The sequence below is a fragment of the Acetobacter oryzifermentans genome (assembly GCF_001628715.1).
GTDB classification, from domain to species: Bacteria; Pseudomonadota; Alphaproteobacteria; order Acetobacterales; family Acetobacteraceae; genus Acetobacter; species Acetobacter oryzifermentans.
In genome coordinates this window covers 306,338-324,902 of the sequence record NZ_CP011120.1, presented here as the reverse complement: position 1 = coordinate 324,902, position 18,565 = coordinate 306,338, and the positions used below count along the sequence as shown (strand labels likewise).

Annotated in this window: 17 protein-coding genes; 7 read left to right on the top strand and 10 right to left on the bottom strand. The window is 54.2% G+C overall.

Features of this window, described 5'->3' with window-relative positions; all coding sequences use genetic code 11:
- Window positions 1-29 precede the first annotated feature (29 nt).
- Window positions 30-323 (bottom strand): sulfurtransferase TusA family protein, encoded by a 294-nt coding sequence (locus tag WG31_RS01515; RefSeq protein ID WP_003623789.1) that lies wholly within the window; start codon window positions 321-323, stop codon window positions 30-32.
- Between the two features lie 159 nt (window positions 324-482).
- Between WG31_RS01515 and WG31_RS01510 the strand changes: the two genes are divergently transcribed.
- From WG31_RS01510 to WG31_RS01495, 4 genes are all read left to right on the top strand, one after another.
- Window positions 483-971, top strand: coding sequence for a Fur family transcriptional regulator (locus tag WG31_RS01510; RefSeq protein ID WP_006116856.1), 489 nt, complete (start codon window positions 483-485; stop codon window positions 969-971).
- A complete protein-coding gene (locus tag WG31_RS01505; protein WP_035351195.1) occupies window positions 968-1,816 on the top strand; it encodes a GNAT family N-acetyltransferase in 849 nt (282 codons plus the stop codon). The genes WG31_RS01510 and WG31_RS01505 overlap by 4 nt, the downstream gene beginning before the upstream one ends.
- 64 nt (window positions 1,817-1,880) lie before the next feature.
- Window positions 1,881-3,527, top strand: a complete 1,647-nt coding sequence (gene lnt / locus WG31_RS01500; protein WP_063353405.1) for an apolipoprotein N-acyltransferase — start codon at window positions 1,881-1,883, stop codon at window positions 3,525-3,527.
- A gap of 164 nt (window positions 3,528-3,691) precedes the next feature.
- Entirely contained in the window at window positions 3,692-4,186 is a 495-nt protein-coding gene (locus tag WG31_RS01495) for a helix-turn-helix domain-containing protein (protein WP_082823101.1), read from the top strand.
- Window positions 4,187-4,225: 39 nt separating this feature from the next.
- Here the strand turns inward: WG31_RS01495 and WG31_RS01490 are convergent, their stop codons facing one another.
- Window positions 4,226-5,035 carry a DUF2076 domain-containing protein gene (locus WG31_RS01490; RefSeq protein WP_006116853.1) on the bottom strand — a complete coding sequence of 270 codons (810 nt, stop codon included), beginning with the start codon at window positions 5,033-5,035 and terminating at the stop codon, window positions 4,226-4,228.
- Between the two features lie 76 nt (window positions 5,036-5,111).
- Between WG31_RS01490 and WG31_RS01485 the strand changes: the two genes are divergently transcribed.
- From WG31_RS01485 to WG31_RS01475, 3 genes are all read left to right on the top strand, one after another.
- Window positions 5,112-6,170: a glycine--tRNA ligase subunit alpha gene (locus WG31_RS01485; protein WP_209439359.1), complete on the top strand. Its 1,059-nt coding sequence runs from the start codon at window positions 5,112-5,114 to the stop codon at window positions 6,168-6,170.
- A 4-nt stretch (window positions 6,171-6,174) separates the two neighbouring features.
- On the top strand, window positions 6,175-8,235 hold the full coding sequence (glyS, locus tag WG31_RS01480) for a glycine--tRNA ligase subunit beta (RefSeq protein WP_063353403.1): 2,061 nt from the start codon (window positions 6,175-6,177) through the stop codon (window positions 8,233-8,235).
- A 246-nt stretch (window positions 8,236-8,481) separates the two neighbouring features.
- The gene (locus WG31_RS01475) at window positions 8,482-9,447 is read left to right on the top strand and encodes a DMT family transporter (RefSeq protein WP_006116850.1); all 966 of its coding nucleotides are present in this window, start codon (window positions 8,482-8,484) and stop codon (window positions 9,445-9,447) included.
- 2 nt (window positions 9,448-9,449) lie between these two features.
- Here the strand turns inward: WG31_RS01475 and WG31_RS14835 are convergent, their stop codons facing one another.
- The 8 genes from WG31_RS14835 to dnaK all read right to left on the bottom strand — a co-directional run bounded on the left by WG31_RS14835 (window position 9,450) and on the right by dnaK (window position 18,428).
- Window positions 9,450-9,620, bottom strand: coding sequence for a DUF1328 domain-containing protein (locus WG31_RS14835; protein WP_003623804.1), 171 nt, complete (start codon window positions 9,618-9,620; stop codon window positions 9,450-9,452).
- A gap of 132 nt (window positions 9,621-9,752) precedes the next feature.
- Window positions 9,753-10,511 (bottom strand): OB-fold nucleic acid binding domain-containing protein, encoded by a 759-nt coding sequence (locus tag WG31_RS01470; protein WP_063353402.1) that lies wholly within the window; start codon window positions 10,509-10,511, stop codon window positions 9,753-9,755.
- Between the two features lie 121 nt (window positions 10,512-10,632).
- Complete coding sequence (gene purH / locus WG31_RS01465) at window positions 10,633-12,210, bottom strand: bifunctional phosphoribosylaminoimidazolecarboxamide formyltransferase/IMP cyclohydrolase (RefSeq protein WP_063354824.1); 1,578 nt, start codon at window positions 12,208-12,210, stop codon at window positions 10,633-10,635.
- Window positions 12,211-12,307: 97 nt separating this feature from the next.
- Window positions 12,308-13,045 (bottom strand): tRNA (guanine(46)-N(7))-methyltransferase TrmB, encoded by a 738-nt coding sequence (trmB, locus tag WG31_RS01460; protein WP_006116847.1) that lies wholly within the window; start codon window positions 13,043-13,045, stop codon window positions 12,308-12,310.
- An 18-nt stretch (window positions 13,046-13,063) separates the two neighbouring features.
- Window positions 13,064-14,251, bottom strand: a complete 1,188-nt coding sequence (metK, locus tag WG31_RS01455; protein ID WP_035351186.1) for a methionine adenosyltransferase — start codon at window positions 14,249-14,251, stop codon at window positions 13,064-13,066.
- A 188-nt stretch (window positions 14,252-14,439) separates the two neighbouring features.
- Complete coding sequence (gene dapB / locus WG31_RS01450) at window positions 14,440-15,219, bottom strand: 4-hydroxy-tetrahydrodipicolinate reductase (protein WP_006116845.1); 780 nt, start codon at window positions 15,217-15,219, stop codon at window positions 14,440-14,442.
- Between the two features lie 6 nt (window positions 15,220-15,225).
- Entirely contained in the window at window positions 15,226-16,368 is a 1,143-nt protein-coding gene (dnaJ, locus tag WG31_RS01445; RefSeq protein WP_006116844.1) for a molecular chaperone DnaJ, read from the bottom strand.
- 155 nt (window positions 16,369-16,523) lie between these two features.
- Window positions 16,524-18,428 carry a molecular chaperone DnaK gene (dnaK, locus tag WG31_RS01440; protein ID WP_006116843.1) on the bottom strand — a complete coding sequence of 635 codons (1,905 nt, stop codon included), beginning with the start codon at window positions 18,426-18,428 and terminating at the stop codon, window positions 16,524-16,526.
- Window positions 18,429-18,565: the final 137 nt, after the last annotated feature.

Genomic DNA, 18,565 nt, shown 5'->3' with positions numbered 1-18,565 from the left:
GTTCATTTCTACAGAGCGCCTGCTTCGGATTACGAAGCAGGCGTTTCCTGTTTTTTGCGCAACGTGAGCACCACACTGCCATCGGGCTGCGGCACATCGGACAAAATGGTATGCCCAAGCGCCCGAGCAGACCGGCTGATGTTCTTTAGCGGCTCTTCCCCCTTCAGGCGCACAGCCAACAAACCACCCGGTGGCAGGCCATCCAGCGCCAGACGCGTGCGCACAAATGTCATGGGGCATTTTTCCGTTGTAATATCCAAAACGGCAATGCGTGGCTCTTCCTGCACGTTAAAATCAGGCACGTATGCAGCAGAACGGGTCATTCAGAAACTCCATAAAAGGGCGAAAAACGTAAGCTCATCTGCAAAAGATAGGGGCCTGCATCGCATAAAAAAACTGCCAGCGAGTGTAAAATTGGACAAACCCTATCACTTTCGGCTACCTGAAACCTGAAACACAAATTGTAACTCAAAGCAGGATTTGTGATCTTGAAGGCACAGTCGGCAGAATCGCGGATCGAGCAGCTGTGTGTTGAACACGGCCTGAAAATGACCGGACAGCGGCGCGTGATTGCGCGTGTTCTGTCTGAAGCAGACGACCACCCTGATGTGGAAGAGCTGTACCGCCGTGCCTTGACACTGGATTCCCGCATTTCAGTGGCCACGGTGTATCGCACCGTAAGGCTTCTGGAAGAAAAAGGTATTCTGGAACGCCGAGACTTCGGCGGTGGGCGCGCACGGTATGAAGCAACGGAAAATGGGCGGCACCATTATCATCTGATAGACGTGGATAATGGGAAAGTTATAGAGTTTGAAGATCCCGAACATGAAGCTTTGATGAAAAAAGTGGCTGATCGGTTGGGCTTTGAATTTGTTTCCATGCGGCTTGAGCTATTCGGCCGCAAAAAATCCGCTGCAAAGCCGGGCACCAAAACATCCTCTCGTGCCCGCCAGAAAGGAAATGCTGCATGAGTGCAACGCGCAATAACGGAGGGGGACTTTCTGCGCTGGATCTGGAACGCAAAGGCTTTCCCGAACTGCGTGGTGGCACCCTAAGCGTACGCATTGCAGAAACAGAGGCCGAGCTGGAAGCAGCCCAAGCCCTGCGCTATCGCGTTTTTTATGAAGAAATGGGGGCCCGCCCAGAAGGCGAAACCCTACGCCTTAAACGCGATATTGATGAATTTGATAATGTGGCAGACCACCTGTTGGTGATTGACCACTCCATTGCCTCGGACGCACGAGGCGTGGTGGGCACATACCGACTGGTGCAAAGTGACGCTGCAAAAAAAATCGGGCGTTTTTATTCCTCCAGCGAATATGACATTACACCCTTAAAGGAATTCCCCGGAAAATTGCTGGAAGTGGGCCGATCCTGCGTAGATAAAAACTACCGTGGCCGCACAGCCATGCAACTGCTGTGGCGGGGCATTGCCTCCTACATTTTCCTGCATCAGATTGATCTGCTGTTTGGTTGCGCCAGCTTGCCGGGCACGGACCCGGACAAAATGGCCAATGAGCTTACCTACCTGTACCACAACCATCTGGCCCCTCCGGCCCTGCGTGTGCGGGCTTTGCCAGATCGGAAGGTGGAAATGCTGCGCACAGACCCGCACAGCCTAAACCTGCGCCGATGCCTGGCTGGCCTACCGCCACTTATTAAAGGCTATCTGCGGCTAGGTGGTTATGTGGGGGATGGCGCGGTAGTGGATCCGCAGTTCAACACTACGGATGTGGCCATTCTGGTCAAAAGTGAGCTACTGGCAGATAAATATTACAGGCACTACGAGCGCCGCCTGCGCGATGCTCTGGACTGATAACGGACAGCTTTTTCAACGTCCGTTTTCTTTTTCTGTCAGTCAGTAAACTAAGGTTTGCGCCGTGGTAAAACTGCCCGCGTTTTTTCAAACGGCGCATAACCGCCTGCGCCGATGCTGGCGGGACAATTGGCGTTTCATAGGGTTTATGCTGGGGGTTGGCGCTCTTTCTGCGCTGGCTCTGCCCCCTTTGCACTTCCTACCCATATTGTTGCTTACTTTTGGCATACTCGGCCGGATACTTAACACCACAACAAGTTGGAAACACGCCGCATGGGCTGGCTGCCTGTTTGGTTTTGGCTTTTACACAGCCGGACTTTACTGGCTGGTTAATGCTGTGCTGATTCGTGCTGATGAGTTCTGGTGGTTTGTGCCTTTCCCTTCCATGGGGTGTGCCCTTATTCTTGCGCCGATGGTGGGGGCACCGGCAGCACTCAGCATGTTGGTGCCCGCAGGATTGCGCCGTCTGGCATTTTTTGCCGGAGCATGGACAATTTTTGATATGGGCCGCACATTTTTATTCAGCGGTTTTACGTGGAATGCACTGGGCAGTTGCCTTGCCATACCCGGCCCTGTTGGCGACATACTCATCCAACCTGCTGCATGGGTGGGAGAAGATGGGCTAACTTTGGCGCTTGTATTGGCAAGCCTGCTATGTGGCAGCGCCTTATTGGATAGCCTGCATCTGCGCATTCCGTTTACGCCACAATCGGCAGCCCCTTATTGCATACCTATAGTTCGGCGTAGAATTTATATGGGCTGTATAGCTGCCTCTGTGCTGTGGTTTGGTGTGGGCGCCGCGCGCTTTTACAGCATTTATCCTCAGGGCGAATCCGGGCCAATAGCTGTTATGGTTCAGGGCAATGTGCCCGAAACTGAAAAAGTAGGCCGGTTGCGCCCCAGAGATATCTTTTTGCGCTACCTACGCCTAACAGCCCAAGGCGTGCAGCAAGCTCGGCAGTTACAAATTCAGCAGGCAGCCTCTGGCACACCTTATCGCCCTATTGTGTTTTTGTGGCCGGAAACCTCTTTCCCCGGCTACGATCTGTTGCAGGATACGCCCAAGGCCCGAGAAGTTATTATGGATTGGGCTCTTGGGGCCGATGCAGGAATTATTGGTGCACTCCGGCAGGATGATAACGGGCATTACCGTAATTCCGTTTTGGCTTTGGCCCCTGATGGGGCCGTAAGCGCCGTGTATGATAAAGCACGCCTTGTACCTTTTGGAGAATATCAACCCTCCTTCATCCCTTTACAGATTGTACCGCAGGGCGGATTGGCTGCTGGCCCTGGCCCACAAACATGGCATTTGGCCAACATTCCACCCGTTGGCCCGTTAATCTGTTACGAAGTGATTTTTTCGGGCGATGTGACCAACCCCCATGATCGCCCCCGCTGGTTAGCCAATGTTACGAATGATGGATGGTTCGGCAACAGTGCAGGCCCACGCCAACATTTGGAATCCGTGCGCTTACGCGCTGTAGAAGAAGGGCTGCCAATCGTAAGAGCTGCCAATACAGGTATTTCTGCTGCCTTTGATGGCAGAGGCCATCTTCTTGCCAAATTGGGGTGGGATAAAACAGGTGTACTTGTTTCTGCTGTGCCTGCGGCCCTTCCTCGCACGTTTTTCGGGCATTACGGACAAGCTGTTCCTTTACTATTCTGTGCATTGCTGATTCTGGGCGCATCTATCCGGCGCAGCAAAGCCTGATTTTTCTTAGTTTCCTGTTCACCGTTTTTTTCAGTTTTATGGCGCAGTTCGCTTTTAAATAGGTGTCTGCGCTGTTTTTCTTTTGGAGGAGACGGCAAACATCTTTATAAAATGTTAACCTTCTTGAGCATATTCCCTCGTGAAAGCAGGAAAAGTTTCGAGGCGTGAAACATACGGAGCAGGAACCGATCGACACCACCATGATCCAGCCTCATGCTGCTGCCAGTGCCATTGATGCCCATGTTGGCAAACGCATAAGACTACGCCGCACATTGTTGGGACTCTCTCAGGAAAAACTGGGAGAAGCTTTGGGAATTACCTTCCAGCAGATCCAGAAATATGAACGTGGAGCAAACCGGGTGGGCGCTTCGCGATTGTATCATATTGCCTGTGCGTTGGATGTGCCGATCAGCTTCTTTTTTGATGATATGCATTCTGCGGAAGTTGTTTCCAATAAGCAGGCGCATTTTTCGGAAACACGCAAAAGCTTTGGTGCACCAGCGGACAAGAATGTTAGCGTAGCACCTACATCGGATACAAAAAACATATTCAAAAAGCAGGAAACACTGGAGCTGGTACGCGTGTATTACAGCATTCCAGACGCGCAAATGCGCCGAAAAATTCTTGAGCTTATGCAAACAATGAGCGTATCCAGATAAAAAAGGGCGGCCTTGAAGCCGCCCTTTTTAGTAAGTGGATCAGAAGCTCTGATCGTCTCCACCACCCCAATCTCCGCCTGCATCTCCGGCGTCTCCGCCCCAGTCAGAATTGTTTGCGTCAAAATTCGGATCTGCGCTGGTACCTGCCCCACCAAAAGGATCTGCGCCTGCTGCTCCTGCATCACCATAATAATTGTTAATGGTTTCCGTAGGGGCCGCGCCGCCACCCCATCCAGCATCACCGCCCGCAGCGCCAGCATCATGATGCCCACTGAAAAGGCTGGTGAGCGCATTGGCTGCCATCATACCGCCAGCAACACCTGTTGCTGTGGAAAGTGCACTGCCCAAAAAGCCCGAACCACCCTGAAACATAGAAGGGCGCATACCATAAGGCATGGGCTGCGGCTGATATTGCGGCGGCATGGGTGCTGCTGCAGGGCGCCCACCCCAACCCGGAGGCGCTGCGGTTGGCTGCGGTTGGGGCTGAGCCTGCGGATTCTGCCCACCACCAAACAAACCACTAAAAAACCCACCCGATTTCTGTTGCCCAGAACCCTGCTGCTGCTGGGCCTGCTGCAAAGCTTGTTGGGCTTGCTGTAACTGGAACTGAAGCTGTTGAATGCGGTTTTGCGCTTCTACCAGCGCGGCTTCCTGCACAACTGCCATCTGGGTGATACGGTAGCGGGCTTCCGGGTATTTCTGGAATTCCTGCGCAATAAACTGGTCTGCTTCCGGGTCTATTGGGGGCAGGTTGGGCCGCGTAGAAGGCACGCTGGCAAAACCACCCTGCGGCGCGCCGCTTACACGCGCAAAGAATTTTTCGATCAGATCGCGTTCGTCGTTATTCATCCCATACCTTCCCTGCCCTTTTGGGCCTAACGCTGGCGGCTACAGCCTTTGTTTTTACGCCAACACTCTGTCCAAGATGTGGCGCGGATACAAGCGCGATGCAAGAAGCCCTGCGCAGGAAGAATTGCACCATGGCCTACCTTCTCTTCCGGTTCGGCGCATGGGGCTGTATGGTGTGCCCGCACGCAGCATATATATCAGCATATATATGCTGCATGATAACGTAACCTACCGGAGTAGCACCCTGATCATGGACCCGGCGTCTGCCCGCCCCACTGAGCGGCCTCTTTCCTTTCAGGATCTTATCCTGACCCTTCACCAGTTCTGGTCCAAACAGGGATGCGCCATTCTTCAGCCCTATGATCAGGAAATTGGTGCAGGCACCCTTTCCCCCCATACCACCTTACGCGCGCTTGGCAGCAAGCCGTGGAAAGCCGCCTATGTACAGCCCTGCCGCCGCCCCTCTGATGGCCGCTATGGGGAAAACCCAAACCGCTTGCAGCACTATTACCAGTATCAGGTTCTGCTCAAGCCCACGCCGGAAGAAAGCCAGAAACTGCTGCTAGACAGCTACCGCGCAATTGGGATTGACCCCGAACTGCACGATATCCGCTTTGTGGAAGATGACTGGGAAAACCCCACCATCGGCGCATGGGGCCTTGGTTGGGAAGTATGGTGCGATGGCATGGAAGTAACGCAGTTTACGTATTTCCAGCAGGTTGGCGGTATTCCCGTAACCCTGCCTTCCACCGAACTAACATACGGGCTGGAACGTCTGGCCATGTATGTGCAGGGCGTGGAGAACGTGTACGATCTGGATTACAACGGCGCGGGCCTGACCTATGGCGATGTGTTCCTGCGCGCCGAGAAAGATTACTCCCGCCATAATTTTGAACTGGCGAACACAGACCTGCTGTTCCAGCATTTTACAGATGCGGAAAAAGAAAGCGTGGCGCTGGCCGAAGCCGGAGTGGCCCAGCCTGCGTATGATCAATGCCTGAAGGCCAGCCATCTGTTCAATCTGCTAGATGCGCGTGGCGTTATCAGCGTAAGCGAACGCGCTGCCTATATTGCCCGAGTGCGTAATCTGGCCAAGCTATGCTGTGAAACCTGGCTGGCTGGCGAGGACAAGTAAGATAATGCCCGAACTGCTGATAGAACTGTTCTCTGAAGAAATTCCAGCCCGGATGCAAAGTCAGGCAGGGGAAAACCTCCTGCGCCTGCTAACCGAGGCTCTGGCCCCCCTGCACCCACAGAATGCCGTGGCCGCCACCGGCCCGCGCCGCATTGCCGCCAGCCTGAACATTGATGCCACAGTGCCCGGCCGCACGGTTTCTGAACGCGGCCCGCGTGAAGGCGCACCAGATAAAGCGCTTGATGGCTTTACCCGTAAGCATGGTGTTACGCGTGATGCCCTAACACTACAAAACGGCTTTTGGGTGCTAGAGCGCGAAGAACCTGCCGTAAGCGCGCAGGCCCATATTGCGGCTGTGCTGCCTGATCTGCTGCGGCGCTTCCCTTGGCCCAAATCCATGCGTTGGGGTGCTGGCAGCAGCTTTACATGGGTGCGCCCACTACGTCGTATTCTGTGCATTCTGGATGGTGAAGCCATACCTTTCTCCCTCGCTCAGGGTGAAGATAACGGGCACAATCTGGTGGCTGCCAACCTTACGGAAGGCCATCGCTTCCTCAACCCCGGTGCCGTGGCTGTGTCCAGCGCTACGGAATGGCGGAAAACCTTGCATGACCGCCACGTGATGGTGGATGCGGCAGAACGCCGTAAAACCATTACAGAAGGCCTGAACACACTGGCTGCCTCCGAAGGGTTGCAGATTGTGCCAGATTCTGGATTGGTGGACGAAGTAGCTGGGCTGGTGGAATGGCCTGTGCCGTTCCTTGGTCAGATTGATGCGCAGTTTATGGAACTTCCTGCCGAAGTGATGCAGGTTTCCATGCGCGTGAACCAACGGTATTTTGCCCTGCGCAACAGCGATGGTTCGGCTGCACCTCGTTTTGCTTTTGTGGCCAACATTATCCCCGCAGATGATGGCACGCTGATTGTTACCGGCAATGAACGCGTGCTGCGTGCGCGCTTTGCAGATGCCCGCCATTTCTGGGATCTGGATCGCAAGCAAACGCTGGCTTCCCGCCTGAAGGCGTTGGATTCCATTACTTTCCATGCCAGCTTGGGATCACAGGGTGATCGCACACGCCGTATGGTGCGTTTGGCCGGTATTCTGGCCGATATGGTGGACGCACCCAAAGCTGATTGCGAGCGTGCAGCAGAGCTGAGCAAAACCGACCTGACAACCGGTATGGTTGGAGAATTCCCCGAACTTCAAGGGGTAATGGGCGGCTACTACGCTAAACATGATGGCGAAAGTGCTGCCGTGGCTCAGGCCATTAGTGAGCAATATACCCCACGCGGCCCCGGTGATTCCGTGCCAACTGCGCCGGTTTCTGTGGTGCTTGGGCTGGCCGACCGGATAGATATGCTGGTGGCTTTCTTTGCCGCTGGTGAAAAACCTTCCGGTTCGGGAGACCCGTTCGGTCTGCGCCGTGCCGCATTGGGCGTGATCCGCCTGATCCGTGAAAACAATCTGCGGCTTGATCTGGTGCGCCTGTTTGTTCTGGCTGCCGAAGCCCTGCCTGCTGATTTGCAGGATGCGCCTGATCTGGACCTGCTGCCACAGTTTATTGCGGAACGTCTGCGCGTGCAGGTACGCTCCGAAGGTGCACGGCATGACTGTCTGGCCGCAATTTCCGTTGATAATTCCGATACGGATATCGTGCGCCTGCTAGCCCGTGCCCACGCCTTGCAGGATATGCTGGAAACGGAAGACGGCAAGAACCTGTTGGCCGCCACGCGCCGTGCGGCCAATATTCTGCGGATTGAAGACAAAAAAGACGGCCCACACGAAGATAGCCCAGCCCCCGCCCTGTTCACACAGGATGAGGAGCGCGCCCTGTTTGACGCGCTGGAACGTGTGGAACCCGCCGTGGAAAAGGACTTTGCTGCCGAACGCTTTACCGATGCTATGCGTGAAGCTGCCAGCCTGCGTGAACCGCTGGATAAGTTTTTTGAAGTGGTTACGGTAAACGCCCCAGAACCAGAACTGCGGCTTAACCGCCTGAAACTGCTTTCCCGCGTTGTGCGTATGATGCGGCTGATTGCAGATTTCAGCCAGATTGAAGGTTAATTATCTGCATCGCTTGAGTTTGGCTTGCTGCATCTCAAAAGCAGCAAGCCAGCCAAAGCCAAGTATTGCTTTGGCACGCCCCATGCAGGCTAAACTTCTACACAACGAGTTGTACACGGGCGTGTAACTGATACCCGTAAAAAGCATAGCTTTTACTACAACACTCTTTTAGACAGGCACAAACCTTTCTCCGGCAAAATTAAAGTCGGAACTGGCTTTTCCCGGTTTTTTGCATGGTAGAATAGAATGACGTCTTCCCGCTCTCTCACCCTTGGTGTGCTTAATGGTATGGGAAGCGGTGCGTTGTGGGGCACTGTATTTATTGTCCCCCTACTGCTGCATGATTTTACATCTTTGCAAATAACAGCCGGACGCTACATTGTTTACGGCCTCATTTCCCTGATTTTACTACTCCCACGTTGGAATATTCTTAAAAATATTCTGGGAAAAGCCGAATGGAATGCGCTCATCCGCTTATCTATTCTGGGCAATATTCTGTATTACATTCTACTTTCTACGGCCATTACAACCGTAGGTGGCCCCGTAACCACACTTATTATTGGGTTTTTACCCATTGCTGTATTGGTGATGGGCATACGTGCTGGCAGTAACATCCGTATCAAACAGATTGCCATCCCCATGAGCTTAAGCGTTATTGGCATTCTGCTTATTGTTTCGCGCAGCTTTACATCTCATGCTGCAAGCACCCCCGTACACCCGGTTGCTTTTTCTTCGCAAATTATCGGGTTATTTTGTGCTGTGGGAGCTTTGATATCCTGGACATTATATGCCGTTGAAAACACACGCTGGCTGTTAAAAACCTCTACAGTAAGCGATCATGACTGGTCTTTGCTAACAGGTGTTGTTACCGGCGCATTGGCTCTTGTACTGGTTATTCCTGCTTTTGTTTTTCATGCCGCCCCCCATGCTTGGTTAGATTGGGCACGTTTTTGGGGTGTATGCAGCGCAACGGCTCTTTTGGCTTCTGTGGTGGCCAACGGATTGTGGAACCGCGCTTCCCGCCTGTTACCGCTTACACTTTCCGGACAAATGATTATTTTTGAAACGCTGTTTGCTCTACTTTACAGCTTTGTATGGGCGCATCGCTGGCCAAGCCTTGTAGAATTTTGCGCCATTATCTGCCTGATAACAGGTGTGTTGTGGTGTACGGCAGCACACCGCACACCACATGACACATCTGAAAAAGCCTGAAATCAGGTTCGGGGTGTGCGGCCAAAAAAGAGGCTGATCACCAGCAGCACCACAAACACAAACAGCAAAATTTTTGCTATTTCTGTAAAATTACCTGCTGCGCCAGAAAACCCGAATATGGATGCCAGAAGGGCAAAAATTAGAAAAATCAGAACCCAGCGTAAAATAGCCATCTACTCTCTCCCTTCGGCCATACGTCAACACGCATGGCTGTTACTGGCCTGTAGTAGAAAGACTAACGCACAAAACCGGCAACAGTTTGCTGTTACCGCTTTGGGCTTACACTGGGCACCTAAAAGACGGTTTTAGTGTTCTTCTGCACCGGGAATAATATCATAAGCCGGGCTGCCGGGTGGTGGCCCGGGTGGCGGGGCATCCCCCACGGCAATACCCACCATTTTTTCGGCTGATGCGCCAATTTCTCGCGCATCAATGGCTGTGCCCAGTTCACCACTGCTACCTGTGCCAACAGCATAGAGCATTTGCCCCGGAGCAAGCAGATTGGCAACGCGCGTAGCTTCACGCGGGGTAATGCAGACAACAGAGTGATCTTTCAGAATCACACCTGAAAGTTCTCCATTGGCATTATAAAGCTGCTGCCAGATTTCGCCGTGCAGCACCAAATCTGGGCCAGCAATCATTTCTGTAGAATGCACGGGCATAGCAATAAAGTTATCCTGCATGCCACGGCCACGCGGGCTGGTAATTCCAAACGCCCGGATAATAGGCAGCGTGCGCCCTTTTAACCCACGGATGGAAATAACATCCCCCGGTTTAACCAGCCCAGCCAATGCATGCGTTTGTTCGGGAGAGACAAAAACCTGGGTGCCATCTTCAAGCACCAGCCCAAAGACCCCACCATGCGGAGATGGCAGAAATTGCGCCACCTTACCGCTAAAGGAAGGCAGGCCAGAAAGATCGTACACACCATCTGCCTGCTTTTCTGTATGCGTCTGCCTAGCAGAAAAGGACTCTGCCTTAGAGGCAGGCGTTTTATGTGTCGGCGCAGCTACAGCCACGGAAGACACGAATAATGCAGCAGACAAAGAAAGCAGATAGCGCATAGCCCAACCGATTATGAAACGCCGCCCCCGCCCATATGTGCGCGAGGGACAGCATTGCGTGAGATTCGTGGCCCTATTCTCTGCCACGAACTGTTATTCCCACAAGAGCGGGAAAAGCGTGTCAGTGGCGGAAATGGCGCATACCAGTAAACACCATAGCAATACCGGCGGCATCTGCTGCGGCAATCACCTCATTATCACGGATAGAACCACCAGGCTGAATAACCGCTGTGGCCCCGGCCGCAACAATGGTTTCCAGACCATCTGCAAACGGGAAAAACGCATCAGATGCGGCCACAGAACCCTGTGTCAGCGGCTTGTCCAGCCCAGCGGCCTTTGCGGCCTCACCACTTTTAGAAGCGGCAATGCGGGCAGAATCCACACGGCTCATCTGGCCTGCGCCAATGCCCACCGTGGCACCACCCTTGGCATACACAATAGCGTTAGACTTAACGTGCTTAGCCACACGGAATGCAAAAATCAGATCCTGCATTTCCTGTTCCGTGGGGGCGCGCTTTGTTACCACCTTCAGGCCTTCTCGGCTGATCTGGCCGTTATCACGCGTTTGGGCCAGAAAACCCCCGGCTACGGAACGCACGACAATACCTTCTGCCGCCGGGTTAGGCAGGCCACCAGTCAGCAGCAAACGCAGGTTCTTTTTGCGGGAGAGAAGCGCCTTGGCATCTTCTTCCGCATCCGGAGCAACAATCACTTCCGTAAAGATGGTGGAAATCTTTTCCGCCGTGGCTGCATCCAGCGTGCGGTTAAGGGCCACAATGCCCCCAAAGGCAGAAACCGGATCACACCGCAGGGCCTGATCCCACGCGGCCGTTAGGGAAGGTGCAACAGCCACGCCGCAAGGGTTGGCGTGCTTTACAATTACAACAGCCGGGCTATCAAATTCGGCAACAGCCTCAAACGCAGCATCGGTATCATTGATGTTGTTGTAGGAGAGAGACTTGCCCTGCACCTGCTGCGCCGTTGCTACACCGGGGCGCACTGTGCCATCACGATAGAAAGCGGCTTTCTGGTGCGGGTTTTCACCATAGCGCAGGATTTCTGCGCGCTGGCCAGCCATAATAAAGCGTTCGGGGAAAGGCTGCTGCGCCTGCTTGGCAAACCATGCGGCAATGGCGGCATCATACGCAGCGGTGCGCGCATAAGCAGCGCCAGCATAGGCACGGCGGGTTTCTAGCGTGGTGCCACCATCGCCCAGCGCATCAATCAACCCTTCATACTGGGCTGGGTCTGTCAGCACCACCACGTGGGCATGGTTTTTGGCTGCAGCACGAATAAGTGCCGGGCCGCCGATATCAATGTTTTCAATGCACGTATCGGCATCTGCGCCGGAAGCCACGGTTTTTTCAAACGGATACAAATTCACGGCCACCAGATCAATCGGGCCAATGCCGTGTTCTTCCATCTGGGCCACATGGGCAGGCAGATCGCGTCGGCCCAGAATGCCGCCATGAATTTTGGGCACCAGTGTTTTTACCCGGCCATCCAGAATTTCGGGAAAGCCTGTGTAATCCGAAACTTCCGTAACAGGGATGCCCGCATCGCGCAGCGCCTTGGCAGACCCCCCTGTAGAAAGAATTTCTGCCCCCTGCGCTGCAAGAGCACGGGCAAGATCAAGCAGACCCGTTTTATCGGAAACAGAAATAAGGGCACGACGGATAGGCAGCGTCGTCTGGCTCATGGCGGACCTTTCGCATGGCAAAAACGTAATGCGGGCTGATGAACCCACATGCCACATGCAAGCCATCAACCGAGGGTGAAAAACGACAAAACCCGCCTTAGCGGCGGGTAAATGTCCAGTACATAGGCTGTCGGCCAGCAGCAATGGCCTTGGCCTCGTACCGGGTGGGAAACCAACCTTCTGGTCGGGTTAAAACGGGTGCGGGCGCTTCAAAGTAATTTTGAGCAGCCATAACTTCCTGCACCCATGCCTGATAGGTAGGATCATCACTGGCAACGCGCCATACTGCTCCGGGCTTAAGCACACGGGCAGCCAGCGCTACATTTTGCGGATGCACAAAACGCCGCTTGGCATGGCGTGCCTTGGGCCACGGATCTGGAAACATCAGGAACAACCTGTCCAGACACGCATCAGGCAACACATTCAGCACTTGCCGGGCATCATCATCCCACAGCCGCAGCATGTCTGGTACGGGTGCAGTTGCTTCCTCCCCTACCGGCACAAGGCGGCTTAACAGGGAGCACAAACCATTATGGAAAACTTCGGAGGCAATATACCCCACTTCGGGATGTGCATTGGTTTGGGCAAGCACGTGCTCACCACCACCAAAGCCAACCTCAAACCAGATCTGCTCCGGCTGATGGCCGAAAACAGAAGCCGGATCTGCCGCGCGCTCTAGCGGAAAACGCATACGCGGCAGGGTTTCATCCAGCAGCCGTTCCTGACGGGGGCGTAACGGATGCCCACGCTGGCGGCCATACAGCCGCTCTGGCGGGGGTTTAACATCTGTTACCACAGGCTGACCATTTTCAGCCGAACCTTTAGCCTCCGCCATGAACAGAACGCCCTAAACTTAGCGGTTTAGCGCGCTACGCAGGGCATCAACCAGATCGGTCTGTTCCCACGTAAAGGTGTCCAGCTTGGCATCCGGCTGGCGGCCAAAGTGGCCATAAGCAGATGTAACAGCATAAATCGGACGGTTCAGGCGCAGGTGCTTACGGATACCGCGCGGGGTAAGATCCATAACTTCACGCAGCACTGCACCCAGACGGTTTTCATCCACATCCTTGCCGGTTTCATCCAGATCCACATAGACGGACAGTGGATGAGACACGCCAATAGCGTAGGAAAGCTGAATGGTGCAACGATCTGCCAAGCCAGCAGCCACAACGTTTTTGGCCAGATAACGGCAGGCATACGCTGCGGAACGGTCAACCTTCGTGGGATCCTTACCGGAGAATGCGCCACCACCATGCGGGGCTGCACCACCATAGGTGTCCACAATAATCTTACGGCCTGTTAGCCCGCAGTCACCATCCGGGCCGCCAATAACGAACACACCCGTGGGGTTGACGTAGAATTCTTTTTCCGGCGGCACCCAACCTTCGGGCAGCACATTCTTAACCACCTGGCCCAGACGGCCACGCAGTTCTTCCTGATTGATGCCTTCATCATGCTGGGTGGAGATGACGACAGAAGTCGCACCAACCGGGCGGCCATTTACGTAGCGCAGGGTTACCTGGCTTTTGGCATCCGGCTGTAGGCCAGCTACAATCGGGTCACCCGCACGGCGCAGATCACGCATTTCATGCAGAATGCGGTGCGCGTAGTAGATTGGGGCTGGCATAAGGGTATCGGTTTCGTTCGAGGCATACCCGAACATGATCCCCTGATCGCCTGCGCCTTCATCTTTCTCACCTGCGCTATCAACGCCTACCGCAATATCGGCAGACTGAGCATGCAGGTAATTCGCAGCTTCCGCATGACGCCAGGAGAAACCTTCCTGATCGTAACCGATATCTTTGACAGCTTCACGCGCCAGTTCAATCAGCTTGTCCGATGTTACGGAAGATGGGCCACGCACTTCACCCGCAAGAATGATGCGATTGGTGGTTACCAGCGTTTCACAGGCAACGCGGGCTTCCGGATCTGCCGCAAGATAAGCGTCCAGAACGGTATCGCTGATCCGGTCAGCAACTTTATCGGGATGGCCTTCGGAAACAGACTCCGAAGTAAACAGAAAATCGCCGTCTTTACGCATGATGGTGCCGTTTGCCCCACGCACTGTGAAAAAGGAAACAGATGCCCGCCCTAAAAAAGGGGGACGAGGTCGTATGAAGGGATAGAAAGCAGCGGTCAAGAGTATTGGCCAAACAGGCCAGCCAGAAACGCCGTTTTCAGCCTTGCGCCCAACGCGGGGCGGACACTGCCCGCCCCTTTAGGCTGGCATTAGAGCGGAGGCAGCCCCAGCACATCTTCCATGCTGTAAAGGCCGGGTTTGTGCCCTTTTACCCACTTGGCGGCACGCACGGCACCCGTGGCAAAAATGCGCCGGTCAAAGGCGCGATGCCCCAAAACGATCTGTTCATCTGCCGATGTGAACAATACTTCATGTTCGCCCACAATTTGCCCGCCACGCAGGGCCGCAAAGCCAATGGCTCCTTCCTTGCGGGGGCCGGTATGGCCATCACGCCCACTCTCGCGCACATCCGCCAGATTAACACCGCGGCCCTGCGCTACGGCCTCACCAATAGCCAAGGCTGTGCCAGAGGGGGCATCCACCTTTTGCCGATGATGCATTTCCACAATTTCAGCATCGTAGGAGTCTGCTGGCAGGGCACGTGCCATCATCTGCGCCAAACGCTGCACTAATGTAACACCGGGAGAATAATTGGCGGCATGCACCACAGCAATTTTTTCCGCGGCTTTGTTCACGGCGGTCTGTTGCTCTGCTGAAAGGCCAGTTGTGCCCAACACCCATGCCGTGCCTGCTGCGGCCAGCGCCTGCGCGTTAGGGATAACCGTATCCGCATGAGTGAAATCAATCACCACATCGCTGTTGGCTGCAAGCTCCGCCATATCCTTAAACAGCGCCACGCCTTGCGGCAAACCGCTTGCTGCTTCCGGCTTGCGTGTTGTGCCACCAGAAAGGGTTGCCCCTGCGGCCTGCACTTCTTCTACCAAAAGACGGCCCACGCGCCCCGTTATGCCTGCAATACCGATACGCATGAGCGCTTATTCCTTCCCTTCAAAAAAGTCCCGCACGCGGCGGAAGAAGCCCGTATGTTCTGGGCTTTGCTTCACATCCTCACCGGCTTCTTTTTCAAATTCTTCCAACAGTTCACGCTGGCGCTTGCTGAGGTTCTGCGGTGTTTCCACCGTTACCTGAATGTACATATCGCCACGGGCTGTGGAACGCAGAACAGAGAACCCTTTGCCCCGCAGGCGGAAATGCGCGCCGGTTTGCGTGCCAGCCGGAACTTTTACCTTGGTACGAGAACCATCAATAACGGGCACTTCAATTTCTGTGCCCAAAGCAGCCTGCGCCATGCGCAACGGCACGCGGCAATAGATATTGGCGCCATCGCGCTGGAAGATACTGTGTTCGTCTATGGAAATATGAATATAGAGATCACCCGGCGGCACACCATTGCCCCCAGCTTCCCCTTCGCCAGAAAGGCGAATGCGGGTGCCATCTTCCACACCGGCAGGAATCTGCACTTCAACCGTGCGTTCTTTTTCTATGGTGCCTTCACCGTGGCAAACCTTACAGGGGTTTTTCACCACTTTGCCTGCGCCATGACAGGTTGGGCATGGGCGTTCCACAACAAAAAAGCCCTGCTGCGCCCGCACCTTGCCTGCACCGTGGCAGCTTGGGCAAACTTCAACGCCCGATGCGCCATCGTTAGAGCCCGTGCCGTGGCAGGATTCGCACGCCACGCGGGTAATCACCCGCACATCTTTCTTTACGCCAGCAAAAGCTTCTTCCAGCGTGATTTCAACATGGGTCTGGATATCGTTGCCGGTGCGGGCACGGCCACCACGGCGGCCGCCCATCACGTCACCAAACATCTGTTCGAAAATATCGCCCAGACCACCGGCACCAAAACCACCGCTAAAGTCAAACCCGCCGGGGCCAGGGCCACCGCCTTCAAACGCGGCATGGCCGTACTGGTCATACGCAGCGCGTTTTTGTTCGTCCTTCAGAATATCGTAAGCTTGGTTGATTTCTTTGAACTTGGCTTCTGCCGCATCATCCCCCGGGTTCCGATCGGGATGATACTTCATGGCCAGCTTGCGATAGGATTTCTTGAGTTCATCAGCCGTGGCGGTTCGGGAAACTTCAAGAATTGCGTAGTAATCGAGCTGAGTGGCCATGGAAGTCCTCTTATCGGGGGCTGCCTCTAAAGCATGAGCACAGCATTGGTCCGAAACAACAAAAAGCGCCCGCCTTACAATGAAGCGCGGACGCCAGAAATAAAGTAAAGGGTGACTATGTTTGTCACATAGTCACCCTTGTGCATAGCGTCCGATCAGGACTTCTTGCTGTCGTTCACGTCTTCAAAGTCAGCGTCAACGATCTCTTTTTCGTCCGGCTTTGCAGCTTCTGCTTCCGGAGCTGCTTCACCAGCCTGACCAGCCTTATAAGCGGCTTCACCCACTTTCATGGCTGCCTGTGTCAGGCGTTCGGTTGCGCTTTTCAGAGCTTCTGCATCTGTGCCTTCCATAGCGGCCTTAACGGCAGCAATGGCGCTTTCTGCTTCGCTCTTTTCAGCAGCCGGAACCTTGTCACCAGCTTCGGTCAGAGACTTTTCAGTCTGATGCACCAGAGCTTCGGCATTGTTACGCAGTTCTACCTGCTCACGCTTGGCTTTATCGGCTTCAGCATTCGCTTCAGCGTCTTTCACCATCTTGTCGATATCGGTATCGGACAGACCACCAGAAGCCTGGATTTTGATCTGCTGTTCCTTACCGGTTGCCTTATCCTTAGCAGACACAGACACAATGCCGTTGGCATCGATATCGAAGGTCACTTCAATCTGCGGCACGCCACGCGGTGCTGCGGGAATACCCGTAAGATCGAAGTTCCCCAGCAGCTTGTTGTCAGCTGCCATTTCGCGTTCGCCCTGATAGACCTTAATGGTCACGGCGTTCTGGTTATCTTCCGCCGTGGAGAACACCTGACTTTTCTTGGTCGGGATGGTTGTGTTGCGGTCGATCAGACGGGTGAACACACCACCCAGCGTTTCAATACCCAGAGAAAGCGGGGTTACGTCCAGCAGAAGAACGTCTTTAACATCACCCTTCAGAACGGCACCCTGAATAGCAGCACCAATGGCCACAACTTCATCGGGGTTCACGTTACGGGCAGGGTCCTTACCAAAGAAGCCTTTAACCGTTTCGATAACCTTAGGCATACGGGTCATACCGCCAACCAGAATGACTTCGTCAATCTGAGAAGCAGACAGGCCAGCATCCTTCAGCGCTGCCTTACAGGGTTCCAGCGTACGCTGCACCAGATCGTCCACAAGGCTTTCCAGCTTGGCGCGGGTCAGCTTCAGAACAAGGTGTTTCGGGCCAGATGCATCAGCCGTGATGAACGGCAGGTTGATTTCTGTTTCCTTGGAGGAAGACAGCTCGATCTTGGCTTTTTCTGCTGCTTCTTTCAGACGCTGCAGAGCCAGCTTGTCAGACCGCAGATCAATACCCTGTTCGCGTTTGAACTCGTCTGCCAGATAGCCGATGATGCGGTTATCAAAGTCTTCACCACCCAGGAACGTATCACCGTTGGTGGACTTCACTTCGATCACGCCATCAGAAATTTCCAGAACGGAAACGTCAAACGTGCCACCACCAAGGTCATACACAGCCACGGTGCCACCGCTTTTCTTTTCCAGCCCGTAAGCCAAAGCAGCCGCTGTGGGTTCGTTGATGATACGCAGTACTTCAAGGCCAGCAATCTTACCTGCATCCTTGGTGGCCTGACGCTGGGCATCGTTAAAGTAAGCCGGAACCGTGATAACAGCCTGAGAAACTTTTTCACCCAAATAGGATTCAGCCGTTTCCTTCATCTTGCCCAGAACGAAGGCGGAAATCTGTGAGGGGGCATATTTTTTGCCGCGCGCCTCAACCCATGCATCGCCATTATCGCCCTGAACGATGGCGTAGGGCACCATTTCCTTGTCTTTCTGGACTGTCGGATCATCAAAACGACGCCCGATCAGACGCTTCACAGCGTAGAAAGTGTTAGACGGGTTGGTAACTGCCTGACGTTTTGCAGCCTGCCCCACCAGCATTTCACCACCTTCGGTAAAAGCCACCATAGACGGGGTGGTGCGGGCGCCCTCGCTGTTTTCGATAACCTTTGTTTCGTTACCTTCACGCACTGCAACGCAGGAGTTGGTCGTACCAAGGTCGATACCAATAACTTTACTCATTATATATTCCCTTTCAGCGACCCCATCTGGCCCGAAGCACCAGAAAAGGCCCTTGCTTTCATTTACCCGCCTACTCTGCCCTTAATTGGGGTATGGAAGCAGGCCTGAATGATAAACCTGATGTATGGTGGCGTTTT